Origin of the sequence: Kitasatospora sp. NPDC058190, assembly GCF_042883685.1 — a bacterium.
Classification (GTDB): Bacteria; Actinomycetota; Actinomycetes; order Streptomycetales; family Streptomycetaceae; genus Kitasatospora.
The window spans coordinates 1-19,855 of the sequence record NZ_JBHVVI010000053.1 but is presented as its reverse complement, the minus strand read 5'-3'; the positions used below and the strand labels follow the sequence as shown (position 1 = coordinate 19,855).

The following is a 19,855-nucleotide window of genomic DNA, read 5'->3' as shown; positions in this document are numbered from 1 at the left end:
CGGCGGGCGCACGGGTAGCGCGGGAAGCCCTACGACCAGCGGCCGGTGCGCCCCAGCAGCAGCGCCCCGGCGGCCACCCCGGCGGTGGAGGTGCGCAGCACCGACGGGCCCAGCCGGTACGGCTTCGCGCCCGCCTCGGCGAAGGCGGCCAGCTCCTCCGGGGAGATCCCGCCCTCCGGGCCGACCACCAGCACGATGTCCCCGCCGGCGGGCAGCGCGGCGTGCGCCAGCGGCTCGGCGCCCTCCTCGTGCAGCACGGCGGCGAAGGCGGCCTGCGCCAGCAGCGGGGTCAGCTGCCGGGTGGTCATCGCCTCGCGCACCTCGGGGAAGCGCAGCCGGCGGGACTGCTTGCCCGCCTCCCGGGCGGTGGCCCGCCACTTGGCGAGCGCCTTGGCTCCGCGCTCGCCCTTCCACTGGGTGATGCAGCGCGAGGCCGCCCAGGGGACCACCACGTCCACGCCGACCTCGGTCATGGTCTCCACGGCCAGCTCGCCGCGGTCGCCCTTGGGCAGCGCCTGGACGACGACGATCCGCGGCGCCGGCTCCGGCTCCCGGCGCACGGCGGTCACCGTGACGTCGATCGCGTCCTTGCCGAACACCTCGGCGACCGTCCCGTCCGCCCCGAGCCCCAGCCCGTCCGCCAGGGTCACCGCCTCACCGGCCGTCAGCCGCTTCACCGCCGCCGCGTGCCGCCCCTCCGCCCCGTCCAGGCGCACCAGCGCCCCGGGCGCGGCGGCGGCGATCCGCTCGGTCTCGACGACGAAGACGGGCGCGGTCATGAGAGGGAACCTCCAGGAATGGAACGGAAACGCGAAAGAGGTGCCGGGGAGCTGCCCCCGGCACCCCTTCCCGGACGACTACCGGCCGTTGAAGGCGTCCTTCAGGCGCGAGAACAGGCCCTGCTGGCCCGGCGCGAACTGGCCGGACGGGCGCTCCTCGCCGCGCAGTATGGCGAGCCGGCGCAGCAGCTCCTCCTGCTCGGCGTCGAGCTTGGTGGGCGTCTGCACCTCGACGTGCACTATCAGGTCGCCCCGGCCGCCCCCGCGCAGGTGGGTGATGCCCCGGCCGTGCAGCGGGATCGACTGGCCGGACTGGGTGCCGGGCCGGATGTCGACCTCCTCCAGCCCGTCCAGGGTCTGCAGCGGCACCTGGGTGCCGAGCGCGGCGGCCGTCATCGGGATGGTGACGGTGCAGTGCAGGTCGTCCCCGCGCCGCTGGAAGACGCTGTGGGTGGTCTCGGCGATCTCGACGTACAGGTCGCCGGCCGGGCCGCCGCCGGGGCCGACCTCGCCCTCGCCGGCCAGCTGGATCCGGGTGCCGTTGTCGACACCGGCCGGGATCTTGACGGTCAGGGTGCGGCGGGCGCGGACCCGGCCGTCGCCGGCGCACTCGGGGCACGGGGTCGGCACGACGGTGCCGAAGCCCTGGCACTGCGGGCAGGGGCGGGAGGTCATGACCTGCCCCAGGAAGGAGCGGGTGACCTGGGAGACCTCACCCTTGCCGCGGCACATGTCGCAGGTCTGCGCGGAGGTGCCGGGGGCCGCGCCCTCGCCGTTGCAGGTGGTGCAGGTGACGGCGGTGTCGACCTGGAGTTCCTTGGTGGTGCCGAAGGCGGCCTCCTCCAGGGTGATCTCCAGCCGGATCATGGCGTCCTGGCCGCGGCGGGTGCGCGAGCGCGGGCCGCGCTGGCCGGCCGCGGCGCCGAAGAAGGCGTCCATGATGTCGGAGAAGCCGAAGCCCGCCGCGCCGGCGCCGAAGCCGCCCGCGCCGCCGCCGCCCGGTGAGAGCGGGTCGCCGCCGAGGTCGTAGACCTGGCGCTTCTGCGGATCGGAGAGCACCTCGTAAGCGGCGTTGATCTCCTTGAACCGCTCCTGCGTCTTCGGGTCCGGGTTGACGTCCGGGTGCAGTTCGCGTGCCAGGCGCCGGAACGCCTTCTTGATCTCGTCCTGCCCCGCATCCCGTCGGACGCCGAGTACCGCGTAGTAGTCCGTGGCCACCAAATGCTCCGCTTGTTCCGCCTGTAGTAGTGCGACTGGACACCACCGTCAGTTCTGACGGTGGTTGCTTGCTACGACTCGGCCAGGATCTGACCCACGTACCGTGCCACCGCCCGCACCGCCCCCATTGTGCCCGGGTAGTCCATCCGGGTCGGACCGATCACACCGAGTTTGGCCACGCTCTCGTCGCCCGAACCGTAGCCGACCGACACCACCGAGGTGGAATTCAGCCCTTCGTACGCAATCTCGCGCCCGATCCGGACCGTCATCCCGGCGTCCCCGGTCTCACCCAGGAGGCGGAGCAGGACGACCTGCTCCTCCAGGGCCTCCAGCACCGGCTGGATGGTGAGCGGGAAGTCGTGGCCGAAACGCGTCAGGTTGGCCGTGCCGGCCAGCATGATCCGCTCCTCGTTCTGCTCGGCCAGCGCCTCGAACAGCGTCGCCAGGACCGTACTGACCGTCGGCCGGTCGATCTGCTCGAACGTGGCCGGCAGTTCCTCCAGCAGCCCCGGGACGTCCGGCAGCCGCTGGCCGGCGGCCCGGACGTTGATCCGCGCCCGCAGGTCCGCCAGGACCGTCTCACCGACCGTGCCCGGGCAGTCGACCATCCGCTGCTCGACCCGGCCGGTGTTGGTGATCAGGACCAGCATCACCTTCGCCGGGGCCAGCGCCACCAGCTCGATGTGCCGGACGGTGGAGCGGGTCAGCGAGGGGTACTGCACCACGGCGACCTGCCGGGTCAGCTGGGCGAGCAGCCGCACCGTGCGGGCGACCACGTCGTCCAGGTCGACGGCGCCGTCCAGGAAGTGCCGGATCGCCCGGCGCTCCGGGGCGCTCATCGGCTTGATCTCGGCGAGCTTGTCGACGAACAGCCGGTAGCCCTTGTCGGTGGGGATGCGCCCGGCACTGGTGTGCGGCTGGTGGATGTAGCCCTCCTCCTCCAGCGCCGCCATGTCGTTGCGCACGGTCGCCGGGGAGACTCCGAGGTTGTGCCGTTCCACCAGGGCCTTGGAGCCGACCGGCTCCTCGGTGCCCACGTAGTCCTGGACGATGGCACGCAGAACGGCGAGCTTGCGCTCGTCCAGCTGGCGGACCTCACCGGCCATGGGCACGCACCTCCGTCTTCGCACGTTGTCCGTCTGTGATGCTGCGGGCCGCTCCTGGAGGACCCCGACCCTGGCACTCTGCGCACACGAGTGCCAAAACCGTACCTGCCAGTGTAAGGCCCGGGTCCTGTCCCAGGAACGGCCCGGCCGGAGTGATCCTGCCCGCAGTCCCGGGGCACGGCCCCTTCCGCCGCAACTCGCGGCGCGGGGGTGGTGCCCTGGGGCCGTCCGGGTGGCAGCATCGAAAGCGACGGCGAACGGAGGAGCAAGAGATGTCGAGCTCGGGCCAGCACACCCGTTTCGCGCCCGATCGCGGCCTGACCAGCCGCATGGTCGCGACGATGTTCGTGATCGGGCTGCTGTACGTCGGTTTCACGGGCCTGCTGATCGCGCTGCTGCGCGGGGCCTGGCCGCTGATCGTGCTGATCTCCGGCGGGCTGTTCGTGGCCCAGTTCTGGTTCAGCGACAAGATCACCGAACGGGCGATGGGCGCCCACCAGGTGACCGAGGAGCAGTACCCGCAGCTGCACGGCACCATCGACCGGCTCTGCGCCCTGGCCGACATGCCCAAGCCCCGTGTGGCGGTCGCCGACAACGACATGCCGAACGCCTTCGCCACCGGCCGCAACCCGCAGAACGCCGTGGTCTGCGTCACCACCGGCCTGCTGCGCCGGCTCGAACCCGAGGAGCTGGAAGGCGTCCTGGCGCACGAGCTGTCGCACGTCGCCCACCGGGACGTCGCGGTGATGACCATCGCCGGCTTCCTCGGCGTGCTCGCCGGGGCGATGACCCGGATCGCCATGTACGGCGGGTTCATGGGCGGCGGGCGCAACAACAACGACCAGAACACGGCCATCGCGGCGCTGGTCATCCCCCTGGTGTCGATGGTCGTCTACGCGATCAGCTTCCTGCTCACCCGGCTGCTCTCCCGCTACCGCGAGCTGGCCGCCGACCGGGCCGCCGCCCAGCTCACGGGTCGGCCCAGTGCCCTGGCCTCGGCCCTGACCAAGGTGACCGGGCAGATCGCGGCCATCCCCACCGAGGACCTGCGCAAGTCGCAGCCGTACAACGCCTTCTACTTCGCCCCCGCGCTGAGCGCCCGGGAGACCGCCTCCCAGCTGCTCTCCACCCACCCGACGCTGGAGAAGCGGCTGGCGCAGCTGGCGAAGATCTCCGAGCAGCTCGGCCGCTGATTCCCGTTGAGGAAAGGACCACCGTGGGATTCCTGGACGCCCTGTTCGGCCGCAGCAAGCCCGTCAAGCCCGACCTCGACCAGCTGTTCGGCGTGCCGTCCGCCGCGCTCACCCTGGAGGCCGGGGCCGGGTTCCTCCCCACCGGGCTCGGCTCGGTCTGCTTCGCGGCCGTCGAGGGCGCGGCCTTCGTCCAGGTCGAGCAGCAGGTCCGGGCGCTGCTGGACGCCGACACCGAGCGCGGCGGCGTACCGGTGGAGGCCTCCAAGGACGGCTACGGCTACTCCTGGCTGCTCGCCCGGCACCAGCCCGGGGAGCTGCCGGAGCTGGTGAACGACCTGCACGCGGTCAACAGCGAGCTGGAGGCGAACGGCTTCGGGCCGCAGCTGCTCTGCTCGCTGGTCTGCTTCCGGAACGGCGAGGGGCAGTCGCTGGCCCTCGTCTACCTCTACAAGCGCGGCAGCTTCTACCCCTTCGCCCCGATGCCCGGTGGCGGGGAGCGGCGCAACAGCCCGCTGGAGCTGCAGGTCAACGCGATGCTGGGGAACGACCTGCGGCTGGAGAAGGACCTGAGCCGCTGGTTCCCGGTCTGGGGCGCGCCGGGGCTCTGACGGTCCGTCCGTATAGTCGCCTCCATGCGCAGCCACCAGTACGGGCCCGACCTCACTCCGCCGTGGAAGAAGCAGCAGCCGGCGCCCGAGGTGCCCGCCGAGCGGGACCTGGTGGTCGAGGAGGCCGCCACCGGCTTCTGCGGGGCGGTGGTGCGCTGCGAGAAGACCGCCGAGGGGGTCACCGTCACCCTGGAGGACCGTTTCGGCAAGCACCGGGTCTTCCCCCTGGTCCCGCGCGGCTTCCTGCTGGAGGGCAAGGTCGTCACCCTGGTCCGCCCCAGCGGCCCGGCGGCGCCCCGCACGCCCGGCCGCACCGCCTCCGGCTCGATCGCCGTCCCCGGCGCCCGCGCCAGGGTGGCCCGCGAGTCCCGCATCTACGTCGAGGGCCGGCACGACGCCGAACTGGTCGAGCGGGTCTGGGGTGACGACCTGCGCATCGAGGGCGTCGTCGTCGAATACCTCCGGGGCATCGACGACCTCCCCGCGATCGTCGCCGACTTCGCCCCCGGCCCTGGACGGCGCCTCGGCGTCCTGGTCGACCACCTGCTCCCCGGCACCAAGGAACACCGCATCGCCGCCCAGGTCACCGGCGAGTCGGTCCTGGTCGTCGGCCACCCCTACATCGACATCTGGCAGGCCGTGAAGCCCGCCTCCGTCGGCATCCCCGCCTGGCCCGCCGTCCCCCGCGGCGAGGACTGGAAGGAGGGCACCTGCCGCCGCCTCGGCTGGTCGGTGGACACCCCGGCGGCCTGGAAGCACATCCTGTCGAAGGTCAACAGCTACAAGGACCTGGAGCCCGAACTCCTCGGACGGGTCGAGGAGCTGATCGACTTCACGGCCCTGCCGGGTCAGGAGTAGGTCTGGAACTCCGAGGTGTCGAGCGTGATGCCCAGCAGGTCCACCGGAACGGGCTCGCCGAACTTGGTGGTTCGCCCAGTCACGTAGTCCGGCTGCGGCTCACCAACATCGCCCGGAAAGGAGAGGCTCTGCTTCGTCCAACGGTGCCACTTCCCATGGGGGATCTGGTCGGCCAGGGACGCGACGATGATGTTGGTAGTCAGGTCGGAGCTCAGAGACAGCAGGATCTCCCCGGAGATGATCTCGGCGCGGACGCCCTCCGGGACTTCGATCCCCTCAAGAACCCTTCGCATTCGCGCACTTGAAGTAGTCACGCGAACACCACAGGTCCTCGATCAGTCCACCAGGTCACGCACGACCGCGTCCGCGAGCAGCCTGCCCTGGAGGGTGAGGGCGGCGCGGCCCTGCTCGTACGGCTCTGCGGCGAGGAGCCCGTCCGCCAGGGCCTTGGCGGCGGCCTTGCGGCCGGTGTCGGTCAGCAGGTCGAGCGGGACTCCCTCCACCAGGCGCAGTTCCAGCAGGATGCGTTCGACGCGGCGGTCCTCATCCGACAGGAGTTCGCGGCCCAGCGCCGGGGTGCGGCCCTCGGTGAGGGACTGGGCGTAGGCGGCGGGGTGCTTGGCGTTCCACCAGCGGACGCCGCCGACGTGGCTGTGGGCGCCGGGGCCGGCGCCCCACCAGTCGGCGCCGGTCCAGTAGAGCTCGTTGTGGCGGCAGCGGCCCTCGGGGGTGGTGGCCCAGTTGGAGACCTCGTACCAGGAGTAGCCGGCCGCGCTGAGCGCCTGCTCGGCGATGAGGTAGCGATCGGCGTGCACGTCGTCGTCGATCATCGGCAGTTCGCCGCGCTTGACCCGGGCGGCCAGCCGGGTGCCCTCCTCGACGATCAGGGAGTACGCGGAGACGTGGTCCGGTCCGGCGCCGATCGCCGCGTCCAGGGAGGCCCGCCAGTCGTCGTCGGACTCGCCGGGGGTGCCGTAGATCAGGTCGAGGTTGACGTGCTCGAAGCCGGCCTCGCGGGCCTCGGCCACGCAGGCCTCGGGGCGGCCCGGGGTGTGGTGGCGGTCGAGCAGCTGGAGGACGTGCGGGCGGGCGCTCTGCATGCCGAAGGAGATCCGGTTGTAGCCTCCCTCGCGCAGCTCGGCCAGGTACGCCGGGTCGACGGACTCCGGGTTGGCCTCGGTGGTGACCTCGGCGTCCGGGGCGAGCCCGAACTCCTCGCGCAGCGCGGCGAGCATCTTCACCAGGTCGCGGGCCGGCAGCAGGGTGGGGGTGCCGCCGCCGAGGAAGACGGTCCGCACCGGGAGGTCCGTGTCCCCCAGCACCTTCCGGGCCAGCCGGATCTCGGCGACCACGTTGTCGGCGTAGGTCTCCTGCGAGGCGACCGCGCCCGAGGACCGCAGCTCGGTGGCCGTGTAGGTGTTGAAGTCGCAGTAGCCGCAGCGGCTGGCGCAGTACGGCACGTGCAGGTAGAAGCCGAACGGCCGTTGCCCCAGCCCGGTGAGGGCGTGCGCGGGCAAGGAACCGTCGGACGGCACCGGTTCGCCGTCGGGGAGTGCGGAGGGCATGACCCCATTGTCCCGTACGGCCCGCGAACCCCGCGCGGACCGTACGGGAGCCGGGCTCAGGCCTCGTTGGCGCCCGCGTACATCGCGGCCACCGCGTCGGCGTAGGTCTGCTCGACCACCGGGCGCTTGATCTTCAGGCTCGGGGTGAGCTCGCCGTGCTCGATGTCGAGGTCGCGCGGCAGCAGGTGGAACTTCTTGATCGTCTGCCAGCGCTGGAGGTCGGCGTTGACCCGCTTCACGAAGCCCTCGATCAGCTGGCGCACGGCCGGCTCCCCCGCCAGCTCGGCGTAGGTCCGGCCGGCCAGGCCGCGCTCGGCGGCCCACGGCATCAGCACCGACTCGTCCAGGCCGATCAGCGCGGTGCAGAAGTTGCGGCCGTTGCCGATCACCAGGATGTTGCTGACGAACGGGCAGACCGCCTTGAACTTGCCCTCGACCTCGCTGGGCGCCACGTACTTGCCGCCGGAGGTCTTGAACAGGTCCTTCTTGCGGTCGGTGATCCGCAGGAAGCCGTCGGCGCTCAGCTCGCCGATGTCCTCGGTGTGGAACCAGCCGTCCGGCTCCAGCACCTCGGCGGTCTTGTCCGGCAGGTTGTGGTAGCCGCGCATCACGCCGGGGCCGCGCAGCAGGATCTCGCCGTCCTCGGCGATCCGCACCTCGGTGCCGGGCAGCGCGCGGCCCACCGTGCCGATCCGCACGTCCTCCTCGCGGTTGACGCAGGAGCCGGCGCTGGTCTCGGAGAGGCCGTAGCCCTCCAGGATCGGCACCCCGGCGCCGAGGAAGAAGTAGCCGATCTCGGGGGCGAGTGCCGCACTGCCGGAGACGGCCCCGCGCAGCCGGCCGCCGAAGGCCGCCCGGATCTTGGCGTACACCAGCTTGTCGGCCAGCGAGTGCTGCACCCGCAGGGCCAGCGGGGCGCTGCCGGCGCCGGTGGCGACCCGGCTCGCCTGGACCGCCCGGGCGTACTCGCGGGCGACCTTGGCGGCCCACATGAAGATCTTGTACTTGGCGCCGCCCTCGGCCCGGGCCCGGCCGGCGATGCCGTTGTAGACCTTCTCGAAGATGCGCGGCGCGGAGGCCATCACGGTCGGCCGGATGGCCGGCAGGTTGTGGATGATCCGGTCGACCCGGCCGTCCACCGCCATCACGTGGCCGGTGGCGATCTGCCCCGAGATCAGCGTCTTGCCGAACACGTGCGACAGCGGCAGCCACATGAACTGGACGTCGTCGGAGCGCAGCAGCCCGCTGGCCTCCTGCGCCCGGCCCTCGTACGCCCAGCAGTCGTGCACCAGGCGCACGCCCTTGGGGCGGCCGGTGGTGCCGGAGGTGTAGATGAGAGTGGCCAGCTGCTCCTTGTCGAGCGCGGCCACGGCCTTCTCGATCGCGTCCGGGTGCTGCTCCAGGTGCTCCGCGCCGCGCTGCTCCAGCTCGGCGAGGGTGAGCAGTTCCAGCCCGGCCGTCGCGGGGGTCTCCTCGGGGGCGTCGAAGAGGATGACGGTGCGCAGCTCGGGCAGGTGCTCGATCTGCTCGACGGCCTTGGCCAGCTGGGCGGCGTTCTCGGCGAACAGCGCCTTGGAGCCGGAGTTGGAGAGGATGAAGGCGGTCTCGTCGGCGTTGGTGCTGGGGTAGACCGTGGTGATGGCGGCGCCCGCGCACATGGCCCCGAGGTCGGCGATGATCCAGTCGAGCCGGGTGGAGGAGGCCAGCGCGACCCGGTCCTCCGCCTGGATGCCGAGCGCCATCAGGCCGGCCGCCACCGCCTTGACCCGTACGGCGGTCTGCGCCCAGGTGAGCGAGCGCCACTGCTCGGCGCCCGGGGCGCCGTCCGCGGCGTGCTCGTCCACCGGGGCGGGGTAGCGGTAGGCCTCGCCGTTCGGAGTGGCGGCGACGCGCTCCAGGAACAGGTGGGCCACGGAGGCGGGACGCCCGGCGACGATGTCGGCACTGCCGGAGTCGATCAGGGACTGCGCGGAACTCAACGAGGACCTCCGGGGGCGGGTGGCCGTCTGAGGGATTGCGGCGCCCGTGGGGGCGGTCGCCGGGCCCCGGTTCACCTGAGCGGTACCGGTCAGTAACAAGGGCGTAGTCAGCAGCCTAGGGGGAAATCGGTCATTCCGTAAGGGGGCGGATCCAGCTGGCACGGCGGCGCGGCGCCGGTGCCCGGGCGCGGGACCCGCGGACGGCCCGCCCCCACCCGGATCCGCGGGAGGGCTTGGCAAAGGCCCGGCAAACCTCAGCCGGACAGCCCCCGAATCGTCTGTGCGACGCCGGGGAACAACGAGAATTGGGGTGCGAACCCGACCGGCGACGACAAGAGTGTGCCAGTGCTGATCAGACTGCTCCGGGCGTATCTGCGCCCATATACCCGACCGATCACCTTGCTGGTGGTACTCCAGCTGGTGTCCACCCTCGCGGCGCTCTACCTGCCGACACTCAACGCCGACATCATCGACAGCGGCGTGGTCAAGGGCGACACCGGCTACATCATGCGCGTGGGCGCGGTGATGATCGGCATCACCCTGGTCCAGGCCCTCTGCTCGATCGGCGCCGTCTACTTCGGTGCCCGCACGGCGATGGCCTTCGGCCGGGACCTCCGGGCCTCCGTCTTCGACCGGGTGCAGAGCTTCTCCGCCCGCGAGGTCGGCGAGTTCGGCGCGCCCTCCCTGATCACCCGCACCACCAACGACGTCCAGCAGGTCCAGATGCTGGCCCTGATGAGCTTCACCCTGATGGTGGCCGCGCCGATCATGTGCGTCGGCGGCATCATCATGGCGCTCAACCAGGACGTCCCACTGTCCGGCCTGCTGCTCGCCGTCATCCCCGCGCTCGGCATCGTCGTCACGTTGCTGGTCCGCGCGCTGCGGCCCAAGTTCCGCAGCATGCAGAAGAAGATCGACACCGTGAACCGGGTGCTGCGCGAGCAGATCACCGGCATCCGGGTGATCCGCGCCTTCGTCAAGGACGGCCACGAGCAGGCCCGCTTCGCCACCGCCAACGAGGACCTCACCCAGGTCGCCCGGCACGTCGGCCGCCTGATGTCCGTGATGTTCCCGGCCGTGATGCTGGTCGTGAACCTCTCCAGCGTCGCGGTGCTCTGGTTCGGCGCCCACCGCATCGACAGCCACGACATGGAGATCGGCGCGCTGACCGCCTTCCTCTCCTACCTGATGCAGATCCTGATGAGCGTCATGATGGCCACCTTCATGTTCATGATGGTGCCCCGCGCCGAGGTCTGCGCCGAGCGCATCGACGAGGTCCTCGGCACCAGCTCCAGCGTCGTCCCGCCGTCCGCGCCGATCACCGAGGTGCTGCGCCGAGGCAACCTGGAGCTGCGCGACGTCGACTTCCGCTACCCCGGCGCCGAGGCCTCGGTGCTGCGCGGCATCGACCTCACCGCCCGCCCCGGCGAGACCACCGCCATCATCGGCTCCACCGGCAGCGGCAAGTCCACCCTGCTCGGCCTCGTCCCCCGGCTCTTCGACGCCACCGGCGGGCAGGTCCTGCTGGACGGCGTGGACGTGCGCGACCTCGCCCCCGAGGCGATCGCCGAGAGCGTCGGCATCGTCCCGCAGAAGCCGTACCTGTTCTCCGGCACCGTCGCCAGCAACCTGCGCTACGGCCGTCCCGACGCCACCGACGAGGAGCTCTGGCACGCGCTGGAGATCGCCCAGGCCAAGGAGTTCGTCGAGAAGCTGACCGAGGGCCTGGACGCCCCGATCGCCCAGGGCGGCAGCAACGTCTCCGGCGGCCAGCGCCAGCGCCTGGCCATCGCCCGCGCACTGGTGCGCAAGCCCGACGTCTACCTCTTCGACGACTCCTTCTCCGCGCTCGACTACGCCACCGACGCCAAGCTGCGCAAGGCCCTCGCCCACGAGACCGCCGACGCCACCGTCCTGATCGTCGCCCAGCGCGTGTCCACCATCCGCGACGCCGACCGGATCATCGTCCTCGACGAGGGCGCGGTCGTCGGCACCGGCACCCACCGTGAACTGATGGCCGACAACCCGACGTACCGGGAGATCGTGCTCTCCCAGCTCACCGAGCAGGAGGCGGCGTGACCAGCCCCGGAAAGCCCGCCGGGAGGCCGGCGGACAGACTCCCCAGCGACTCGCAGGCCGCCGCCGCCCGCCGCGGCCCGGCCGGACCGGGTCGCTTCATGGGCGGCCAGGGCGCCGAGAAGTCCATGGACTTCAAGGGCTCCGGCAAGCGCGTGCTCGGCCTGCTGCGCCCCGAGCGCACCCTGCTGATCGGCGTCCTGCTGCTCGGCGTGGTCAGCATCGGCTGCGCCGTCATCGGCCCCAAGATCCTCGGCGAGGCCACCGACCTGATCTTCGCCGGCGTCGTCGGCGCCCGCTTCCAGCCCGGCACCTCCAAGACCGATGTCATCGCCGGGCTGCGCGCCCACGGCGAGGGCGGCGTCGCCGACCTGCTCTCCGCGGTCGACTTCACCCCCGGCCACGGAATGGACTTCGGCGCCATCGGCTCCATCCTGCTCTGGGTGCTCGGCATCTACGTCGCCGCCGCCGCCCTCAGCATCGTCCAGGGCCGCCTGGCCACCAAGGCGATCCAGTCGGCCGGCTACCGGCTGCGCCAGGACGTCGAGGCCAAACTGGCCCGGCTGCCGCTGAGTTACTTCGACAAGCAGCCGCGCGGCGAGGTGCTCAGCCGGGTCACCAACGACATCGACAACATCGGCCAGTCCATGCAGCAGACCATGGGACAGGTGGTCAACTCGCTGCTCACCGTGGTCGGTGTGCTGGTGATGATGTTCTGGATCTCCCCGCTGCTCGCCGTGATCGCGCTGGTCTCGGTGCCGCTGTCGGTGGTCGTCGCCGCCAAGGTCGGCAAGCGGGCCCAGCCGCAGTTCGTCCAGCAGTGGCAGTCCACCGGCCAACTCAACGCCCACATCGAGGAGATGTACACCGGCCACACCCTGGTCAAGGTGTTCGGCCGGCAGCACGAGTCCGCCGAGACCTTCCGCGAGCACAACGAGGCGCTCTTCCGCTCCAGCTTCCGGGCCCAGTTCATCTCCGGGATCATCCAGCCCGCGATGATGCTGATCGGCAACCTGCAGTACGTACTGGTCGCGGTCGTCGGCGGTCTGCGGGTGGCCAGCGGCGCGCTGTCCATCGGCGACGTGCAGGCCTTCATCCAGTACTCCCGGCAGTTCAGCCAGCCGCTCACCCAGGTCGCCAGCATGGCCAACCTGGTGCAGTCCGGGGTCGCCTCCGCCGAGCGCGTCTTCGAGCTGCTGGACGCCCCCGAGCAGAGCCCCGAGCCGGCCATGCCCGAGAAGCCGGACGCGGTCCGCGGCCGGGTCGTCTTCCAGGACGTGTCCTTCCGCTACGACCCGGACAAGCCGCTCATCGAGGACCTCTCGCTCAAGGTCGAGCCCGGCCAGACCGTGGCCATCGTCGGCCCCACCGGCGCCGGCAAGACCACCATGGTCAACCTGCTGATGCGGTTCTACGAGGTCAGCGGCGGGCGGATCACCCTGGACGGGGTGGACATCGCCGCGATGTCCCGCGAGGACCTGCGCTCGGGCATCGGCATGGTGCTCCAGGACACCTGGCTGTTCGGCGGCACCATCGCCGACAACATCGCCTACGGCGCCCAGGGCGCCACCCGCGAGCAGGTCGTCGAGGCCGCCAAGGCCGCCCACGTCGACCGGTTCGTCCGCACCCTGCCGGACGGCTACGACACCGTCCTCGACGACGAGGGCACCGGCGTCAGCGCGGGCGAGAAGCAGCTGATCACCATCGCCCGGGCGTTCCTCGCCCAGCCGTCCATCCTGGTCCTGGACGAGGCGACCAGCTCGGTCGACACCCGCACCGAGGTGCTGATCCAGCGGGCCATGGCCCGGCTGCGCACCGGCCGCACCAGCTTCGTGATCGCCCACCGGCTCTCCACCATCCGGGACGCCGACGTGATCCTGGTGATGGAGAACGGCTCGATCGTGGAGCAGGGCTCGCACGACGAGCTGATCGCCGTCGGCGGCGCGTACGCCCGGCTGTACCAGGCGCAGTTCGCGGAGGCCGTGGCCGAGGTCGACTGACGCCTCCTCATGTGACGGGCCGGGACGGGACTCACCCGTCCCGGCCCTTCGCGCGCCCGGGCCTTCGCGCACCCGGACCATCGCGCGCCCGGGCCTTCGCGGAGGGCGGCGGCGTTCGCTACGGTGGCTCCCGTGACCGCCCAGCCCGCAGCCCCCGACGCCTTCGAGACGAACCGCCGCTACCTGGGCTCGGTCGCCTACCGGCTGCTCGGCTCCTTCACCGACGCCGAGGACGTCCTCCAGGACGCCTGGCTGCGCTGGCAGGCCGCCGACCGCGCCGCCGTCGCCGACCCGCGCGCCTTCCTCACCACCGTGGTCACCCGGCTCTGCTACGACCAGCTCGGCTCCGCCCGGGCCCGCCGCGAGGCCTACTACGGCGAGTGGCTGCCGGAGCCGTCCGTCTCCTACGCGAGCGTCCCCGACTCCCCCGCCGAGCTGGCCGAACGCGGCGAGTCCGTCTCGCTCGCCCTGCTCGCCGTCCTGGAGCAGCTCAGCCCGGCCGAGCGGGCCGCCCTCGTGCTGCACGACGTGTTCGCGGTCGGCTTCGAGGACATCGCCGCCTCCCTGGACCGCACCCCCGACGCCACCCGCCAACTCGCGTCCCGGGCCCGCCGCCGGGTCAAGGACGGCGGCGGGCACTCCGACGGCGCCGACCCGGCCGAGCACCGCCGGGCCGTCGAGGCGTTCGCCTCCGCCTGCACCAAGGGCGACATCCTGGGCCTGATGGAGATCCTCGACCCGGACGTGGTCTGGCACGCCGACGGCGGCGGCATCGTCCGCGCCGCCGCCCGCCCGGTGCGCGGCGCCGACAAGGTGGGCCGGCTGGTGGTCGGCCTGGTCGCCAAGTGGTTCACCCCCGAGTTCGGACTCGGCTACGCGACGGTCAACGGCGAGCCTGGCCTGGTCTGGTACGAGAAGGCCACCGGCACCGTCACCGGCGTGGTCGCCTTCGCCCTGGCCGACGGGCGGATCTCCGAGGCGTACGTCGTGGTCAACCCCGAGAAGCTCGGTCGCGTCAGCCCGGTCACGGCACCCTGACACGGACCCCCGCGAACCCGTGACGCAGGTCACCGTCACATCCTGACCGGCCGCGTCGTCCCCCTCCCGAACAGCGCTCCACCGGAGCGACCTCGCGAGGAGGCGGACGAGATGAGCAGCACCACCAGCACCGGCAAGCGGATCGTCGTACTGGGCGCCGGGTACGCCGGACTCACCGCGGCCAAGGGCGCCGGACGGCACCACACCGTCACCCTGGTCGCCCCCGAGGAGCGGCTCCTGCACCGCATCCGCCAGCACGAAACCGCGGCCGGCCGCGGCCGCGACTGGCCCGCCATCGGCGAACTGGCCCGCGGCCGCCGGATCGAGCACCGCCGGGCCCGGGCCGTCGGCATCGACCCGGCCGGACACAAGGTCGTCCTGGACGACGGCACCACCCTCGGCTACGACACCCTGGTCTACGCCCTCGGCAGCCGCACCGCCTGGCACGGCGTCCCCGGCGCCGCCGAGCACGCCCACCCCGTGGAGCGCGCCGCCGAGGTGCGGCGCCTGATCCGCGAGGCCGACCGCCCCGGCACCCTGGCCGTCGTCGGCGGCGGCGCCACCGGCATCGAACTGGCCACCGAACTCGCCGAGGCCCACCCCGACTGGCGGGTGCGGATCGTCACGGCCGGGCAGGTCGGCGGCACCTACTCGCCCAAGGGCCGCACCCACATCCGGCGCGTCCTCGACCGGCTCGGCGTCGCCGTCCACGACAACGCCACCGTCACCGAGGTCACCCCGGACGGGCTGCGCACCACCGCCGGCCCGATCGGGGCCGGCCTCACCGTGTGGGCCGCCTCGATGGAGCCGCACCCGCTGGCCGCCGAGGCCGGACTGGCCGTGGACGAGCACGGCCGGGCCCTGGTCGACGACCACCTGCGGTCGCTCTCGCACCCGGACGTCCACGTGGTCGGCGACGCCGCCGCGGTCACCGTCCCCGGCGTCGGCACCCTGCGGATGGGCTGCGCCACCGCGCTGCCGCAGGGCCAGTACGTGGGCAGGCTGCTCGACGGGCGCACCTCGAAGCCGTTCTCGTTCAGGTACGTCGTGCAGTGCCTGAGCCTCGGTCGGCGGGACGGGCTGCTGCAGCTGGTCCACCCGGACGACTCGATGAAGCCCACCGTCCTCACCGGCACCGCGGGGCGGCTGGCCAAGGCCGGGATCGTCAGCGTCGTCCTCAGCGCGCTCAAGTAGCCGGCGGGGCGTCCTGCGCGAACGGTCTCCTGTGCGAACCTGCGCGAACGGCGTCCTGCGGGAACGCGGAAGGGCCCGGGCGGGTGCCCGGGCCCTCCTGGTGCCGCTCGCCGCTACTTCTTGTCCTTCGGCGTCTCGGCGTCGGTGGACAGCGCGGCGATGAAGGCCTCCTGCGGGACCTCCACGCTGCCGACCATCTTCATCCGCTTCTTGCCTTCCTTCTGCTTCTCCAGCAGCTTCCGCTTACGGGAGATGTCACCGCCGTAGCACTTGGCGAGGACGTCCTTGCGGATCGCGCGGACCGTCTCACGGGCGATCACCCGGGAGCCGATGGCGGCCTGGATCGGCACCTCGAACTGCTGGCGGGGGATGAGCTTCTGCAGCTTGCCGGCCATCATCACGCCGTAGCTGTAGGCCTTGTCCTTGTGGACGATCGCGGAGAAGGCGTCCACCGCGTCGCCGTGCAGCAGGATGTCCACCTTGACCAGCTGCGCGCTCTGCTCGCCGATGGGCTCGTAGTCGAGCGAGGCGTAGCCGCGGGTCTTGGACTTCAACTGGTCGAAGAAGTCGAAGACGATCTCGGCCAGCGGCAGGGTGTAGCGCAGCTCGACCCGGTCCTCGGACAGGTAGTCCATGCCCTGGAGGCTGCCGCGGCGGGACTGGCAGAGCTCCATGATCGCGCCGACGAACTCGTTCGGCGCCAGGATGGTGCCGCGCACGACCGGCTCGTAGACCTCGGAGATCTTGCCGGACGGGAACTCGCTCGGGTTGGTGACGGTGTGCTCGGTGCCGTCCTCCATCACCACCCGGTAGACCACGTTCGGGGCGGTGGAGATCAGGTCGAGGTTGAACTCGCGCTCCAGGCGCTCCCGGATGATCTCCAGGTGCAGCAGGCCGAGGAAGCCGCAGCGGTAGCCGAAGCCGAGCGCGACCGAGGTCTCCGGCTCGTACACCAGGGCCGCGTCGTTGAGGCGCAGCTTGTCCAGGGCGTCGCGCAGCAGCGGGTAGTCCGAGCCGTCCAGCGGGTACAGGCCGGAGAACACCATCGGACGCGGGTCCTTGTAGCCGCCGAGCGGCTCGGTGGCACCCTTGTGCATCGAGGTGATCGTGTCACCGACCTTGGACTGCCGGACGTCCTTCACACCGGTGATGATGTAGCCCACCTCGCCGACGCCGAGGCCGTCGGCGACCTTCGGCTCGGGCGAGATGACGCCGATCTCCAGCAGCTCGTGGGTGGCGCCGGTGGACATCATCTGGATGCGCTCGCGCTTGGTGAGCTGACCGTCCACGACACGGACGTAGGTGACCACGCCGCGGTAGGAGTCGTACACCGAGTCGAAGATCATCGCGCGGGCCGGGGCGTCCGCGACGCCGACCGGGGCCGGGATGGTGTTGACGATGTGGTCCAGCAGGTCCTCGACGCCGAGGCCGGTCTTCGCACTGACCTGGAGCACGTCGGAGGGGTCGCAGCCGATGATGTGGGCGATCTCGGCGGCGTACTTCTCCGGCTGGGCGGCCGGCAGGTCGATCTTGTTCAGCACCGGGACGATCGTGAGGTCGTTCTCCAGCGCCAGGTACAGGTTGGCGAGGGTCTGCGCCTCGATGCCCTGGGCCGCGTCGACCACCAGGATGGTGCCCTCGCAGGCCGCGAGGGAGCGGGACACCTCGTACGTGAAGTCCACGTGGCCCGGGGTGTCGATCATGTTGAGGATGTGCGTCGTCCCGGCGTCCGGCCCGGTCTTGGGGGCCCACGGAAGGCGGACCGCCTGCGACTTGATGGTGATGCCGCGCTCGCGCTCGATGTCCATGCGGTCGAGGTACTGGGCACGCATCTGCCGCGGGTCGACGACGCCGGTGATCTGCAGCATCCGGTCTGCGAGCGTCGACTTGCCGTGGTCGATGTGGGCGATGATGCAGAAGTTGCGGATCAGCGCCGGGTCGGTACGGCTGGGCTCTGGCACATTGCTGGGGGTCGCGGGCACCTTGGTCCGATTCTCCGTTGGTCCGGGGCCGGGGGTGTCCGGATCATCGCTGACCGGCTATCCCGGGGACCGGACAGTCTCGTCCGATCGAAATAGTTCCTCCCATCTTCCCACGACCGCGGCACCGGACGCCGTTCGGGCACCTCGGAGCCTTCCGCCGCACGCTCGCGAGGCGGCAGGATGGCCGTTCATGATCCTGGAAAGCGCCCTGCTCGACGTCCTGCCCGGCCGGGAGGAGGAGTTCCTCGCCGCCTTCGCCGAGGCCCGTCCGCTGATCGCCGTCCAGCGGGGCTTCCGCTCCCTGGAACTGCGCCGCTGCCTCGACGAGGGACGCGGCTCGCGCTTCCTGCTCCAGGTGGAGTGGGAGACGCTCGCCGACCACACCGAGGGGTTCCGCGGCTCGGCCGAGTACCAGCGGTGGCGGGAGCTGCTGCACCGGTTCTACCGGCCGTCCCCGGAGGTCGAGCACTACGGCGAGCCGGTGCTGAGCGCCTGACCCGGCCGGGGGAACCCGCGGCCACCTGCCCGGTCCCGCGTTCGCTCCCGCGTCCGACCCCGCGTCCGGTCCGGTTTGGGGCGGGCAGCGGGCCCCTGGTAGCGTGGGCTGCTGCACCTGGCCCTCGGCATGCCCTCTCAGCTTGACCGACGGCCTCCGGGTGCGGCCCGTTCAATACCTTTTAGACAGACTGAGGCTCCTTCGTGGCGAACATCAAGTCCCAGATCAAGCGCAACAAGACCAACGAGAAGGCGCGCCTGCGCAACAAGGCCGTCAAGTCCTCGCTGAAGACCGCTCTGCGCAAGGCCCGTGAGGCCGCTGCCGCCGGCGAGACCGAGAAGGCCGTCGTGCTGGCCCGCGCCGCCTCCAAGGCGCTGGACAAGGCCGTGAGCAAGGGCGTCATCCACGCCAACCAGGCCGCCAACAAGAAGTCGGCCATCACCAAGCGCGTCAACGCGGCCACCCAGGCCTGACGCCCCCCGGGGGCTCCGGCCCCCACCGCCTCGGACGACCCGGCCCTCTACCCGGAACCCTGAGGCGCGCGATACTCGCACCGCACGCGGCCTGCGTTCGCCACGCGGGTGCGGTGCACACCAGCTGTACGACAGGCGCCGCAGCCGGTCTCTTCCCCAGAGGCCGACTGCGGCGCCTGTCGCGTTTCCCGGTCCGGCCGCTATGGTCGGTCGGTCACGCGCGACCGAGGTGCGTTCGAGGCGCGGGGAGCGCCCCGGGCGCCCGTCACGAGGGGGGACTTCCATGACGACTCCACCGCCGCCGGGGCCGATACCGGGGCAGGGGCCCGGGCAGGGACCGGGGCAGGGGCCCGGGCAGGGAGCGAACCGGCCGGGGTACGGGTTCCCGCAGCAGACACCGGGGGTGCCCGCGCCGGGTTCGCCGGCTCCGACCGGTTTCGGTCCGCCGCCCGGGCTGCCCGCCGCACCGGGGGCGGCCGTTCCCGGGGCTGCTCCTACGGCCTTCTCCGGGGCCGTTCCCACCGGCGGACCGGCCGGAGGCGGCTCCGGGGAGCGTTCCGGGGGCAACCTGCGCCGCAACGCCGTCTGGGCCTTCGTCGGCGCGGTGCTCGCCTCAGCCGGCTGGGCCACCGCCGTGACGGTCATCCCGGGCATGGTCAGCACCAACTCCTCGCCGCGCAGTCTCGGCAACTACCACCTGTCGGACGACCTCTGCGCCATCGGGAAGCCCGCCCGGCTGCTGGAGAAGTACTCGGTCACCACGAGCAGCACCTCGCCGTCCCACCACACCGACCGGAACCCGGCCCTGGACAGCATGAACTGCTCGATGTCGCTCAAGCGGATCGGCGGCGACAGCGACAGCGAGTACGCCTCCGTCTACATGCGCGCCGACCTGCACAAGGCGGTGAACCCCGCACCCGAGCTCTCGGCCAACAAGGAGGTCTACCGGTCGCGCGGCTACCAGATCACCACCATCACGGGGATCGGCGAGGAGGCGTACTTCGTGTACAAGGACGACGGCTCGGACAAGTACCACGACATCTACGCCGAGGTGGACATCCGCGACGGCGGGATGACGTACTACATCACCTACAGCGCCAACTACACCCAGGGGAAGGCCACCCCGCCGTCCATGGACGACCTCCGCAACATGCTGCAGACGGACGCCGACAACGCCGTACGGGCCATGCGCAAGTAGCGCGAGGCGCCCCGAACCGTCAGTAGGCGGGGCGGGAGCCGGCCCGGGCGGCCCGGGCGACGGCGACCCCCGCGCGCTCCAGGGCGTTGGCC

The 19,855-nt window shown here is 71.7% G+C and carries 17 protein-coding genes; 10 read left to right on the top strand and 7 right to left on the bottom strand.

The genetic code is table 11. The features are described from left to right. Positions 1-29: 29 nt before the first annotated feature. The 3 genes from ACFVWU_RS23610 to hrcA form a co-directional block, all read right to left on the bottom strand. Positions 30-779: a 16S rRNA (uracil(1498)-N(3))-methyltransferase gene (locus ACFVWU_RS23610; protein ID WP_387624285.1), complete on the bottom strand. Its 750-nt coding sequence runs from the start codon at positions 777-779 to the stop codon at positions 30-32. A gap of 78 nt (positions 780-857) precedes the next feature. After that, positions 858-1,997, bottom strand: coding sequence for a molecular chaperone DnaJ (gene dnaJ / locus ACFVWU_RS23605; protein ID WP_387624283.1), 1,140 nt, complete (start codon positions 1,995-1,997; stop codon positions 858-860). A gap of 71 nt (positions 1,998-2,068) precedes the next feature. Next, a complete protein-coding gene (gene hrcA, locus ACFVWU_RS23600; protein WP_387624280.1) occupies positions 2,069-3,103 on the bottom strand; it encodes a heat-inducible transcriptional repressor HrcA in 1,035 nt (344 codons plus the stop codon). Between the two features lie 272 nt (positions 3,104-3,375). On the opposite strand from hrcA, the gene htpX reads away from it, so the two are divergent. The 3 genes from htpX to ACFVWU_RS23585 are packed head-to-tail and all read left to right on the top strand — an operon-like array spanning position 3,376 to position 5,762. Next, a complete protein-coding gene (htpX, locus tag ACFVWU_RS23595) occupies positions 3,376-4,296 on the top strand; it encodes a zinc metalloprotease HtpX (protein ID WP_387624273.1) in 921 nt (306 codons plus the stop codon). A gap of 23 nt (positions 4,297-4,319) precedes the next feature. Next, the gene (locus ACFVWU_RS23590) at positions 4,320-4,904 is read left to right on the top strand and encodes a hypothetical protein (RefSeq protein ID WP_380613761.1); all 585 of its coding nucleotides are present in this window, start codon (positions 4,320-4,322) and stop codon (positions 4,902-4,904) included. Positions 4,905-4,928: 24 nt separating this feature from the next. Then, entirely contained in the window at positions 4,929-5,762 is an 834-nt protein-coding gene (locus ACFVWU_RS23585) for a DUF3097 domain-containing protein (protein ID WP_387624270.1), read from the top strand. Here the strand turns inward: ACFVWU_RS23585 and ACFVWU_RS23580 are convergent. From ACFVWU_RS23580 to ACFVWU_RS23570, 3 genes are read right to left on the bottom strand one after another with little or no spacing between them, the layout of a single operon-like run. Then, positions 5,753-6,055, bottom strand: coding sequence for a hypothetical protein (locus tag ACFVWU_RS23580; RefSeq protein ID WP_387624268.1), 303 nt, complete (start codon positions 6,053-6,055; stop codon positions 5,753-5,755). The two genes, ACFVWU_RS23585 and ACFVWU_RS23580, sit on opposite strands and share 10 nt — an antisense overlap. A 42-nt stretch (positions 6,056-6,097) precedes the next feature. Then, positions 6,098-7,327 carry a radical SAM family heme chaperone HemW gene (hemW, locus tag ACFVWU_RS23575; RefSeq protein ID WP_387624265.1) on the bottom strand — a complete coding sequence of 410 codons (1,230 nt, stop codon included), beginning with the start codon at positions 7,325-7,327 and terminating at the stop codon, positions 6,098-6,100. Between the two features lie 56 nt (positions 7,328-7,383). Further along, entirely contained in the window at positions 7,384-9,306 is a 1,923-nt protein-coding gene (locus ACFVWU_RS23570; RefSeq protein ID WP_387624262.1) for an AMP-dependent synthetase/ligase, read from the bottom strand. A 345-nt stretch (positions 9,307-9,651) separates the two neighbouring features. Between ACFVWU_RS23570 and ACFVWU_RS23565 the strand changes: the two genes are divergently transcribed. From ACFVWU_RS23565 to ACFVWU_RS23550, 4 genes are all read left to right on the top strand, one after another. Continuing rightward, a complete protein-coding gene (locus ACFVWU_RS23565) occupies positions 9,652-11,385 on the top strand; it encodes an ABC transporter ATP-binding protein (RefSeq protein ID WP_387624259.1) in 1,734 nt (577 codons plus the stop codon). Positions 11,386-11,483: 98 nt separating this feature from the next. Further along, complete coding sequence (locus tag ACFVWU_RS23560; protein WP_387624389.1) at positions 11,484-13,382, top strand: ABC transporter ATP-binding protein; 1,899 nt, start codon at positions 11,484-11,486, stop codon at positions 13,380-13,382. A gap of 132 nt (positions 13,383-13,514) precedes the next feature. Further along, entirely contained in the window at positions 13,515-14,420 is a 906-nt protein-coding gene (gene sigJ / locus ACFVWU_RS23555; protein ID WP_387624256.1) for an RNA polymerase sigma factor SigJ, read from the top strand. A 111-nt stretch (positions 14,421-14,531) separates the two neighbouring features. Further along, positions 14,532-15,614 carry an NAD(P)/FAD-dependent oxidoreductase gene (locus tag ACFVWU_RS23550; RefSeq protein WP_387624253.1) on the top strand — a complete coding sequence of 361 codons (1,083 nt, stop codon included), beginning with the start codon at positions 14,532-14,534 and terminating at the stop codon, positions 15,612-15,614. A gap of 113 nt (positions 15,615-15,727) precedes the next feature. On the opposite strand, the gene lepA is transcribed toward ACFVWU_RS23550, so the two are convergent. Further along, complete coding sequence (gene lepA, locus ACFVWU_RS23545) at positions 15,728-17,596, bottom strand: translation elongation factor 4 (protein WP_387624250.1); 1,869 nt, start codon at positions 17,594-17,596, stop codon at positions 15,728-15,730. Between the two features lie 190 nt (positions 17,597-17,786). Here lepA and ACFVWU_RS23540 point away from each other — a divergent pair, with 190 nt between their 5' ends. From ACFVWU_RS23540 to ACFVWU_RS23530, 3 genes are all read left to right on the top strand, one after another. After that, on the top strand, positions 17,787-18,092 hold the full coding sequence (locus ACFVWU_RS23540) for an antibiotic biosynthesis monooxygenase family protein (RefSeq protein WP_387624247.1): 306 nt from the start codon (positions 17,787-17,789) through the stop codon (positions 18,090-18,092). Between the two features lie 203 nt (positions 18,093-18,295). Further along, entirely contained in the window at positions 18,296-18,565 is a 270-nt protein-coding gene (gene rpsT / locus ACFVWU_RS23535) for a 30S ribosomal protein S20 (RefSeq protein WP_387624245.1), read from the top strand. A gap of 403 nt (positions 18,566-18,968) precedes the next feature. Further along, positions 18,969-19,763: a hypothetical protein gene (locus ACFVWU_RS23530; protein ID WP_387624242.1), complete on the top strand. Its 795-nt coding sequence runs from the start codon at positions 18,969-18,971 to the stop codon at positions 19,761-19,763. The last annotated feature ends 92 nt before the right edge of the window (positions 19,764-19,855 follow it).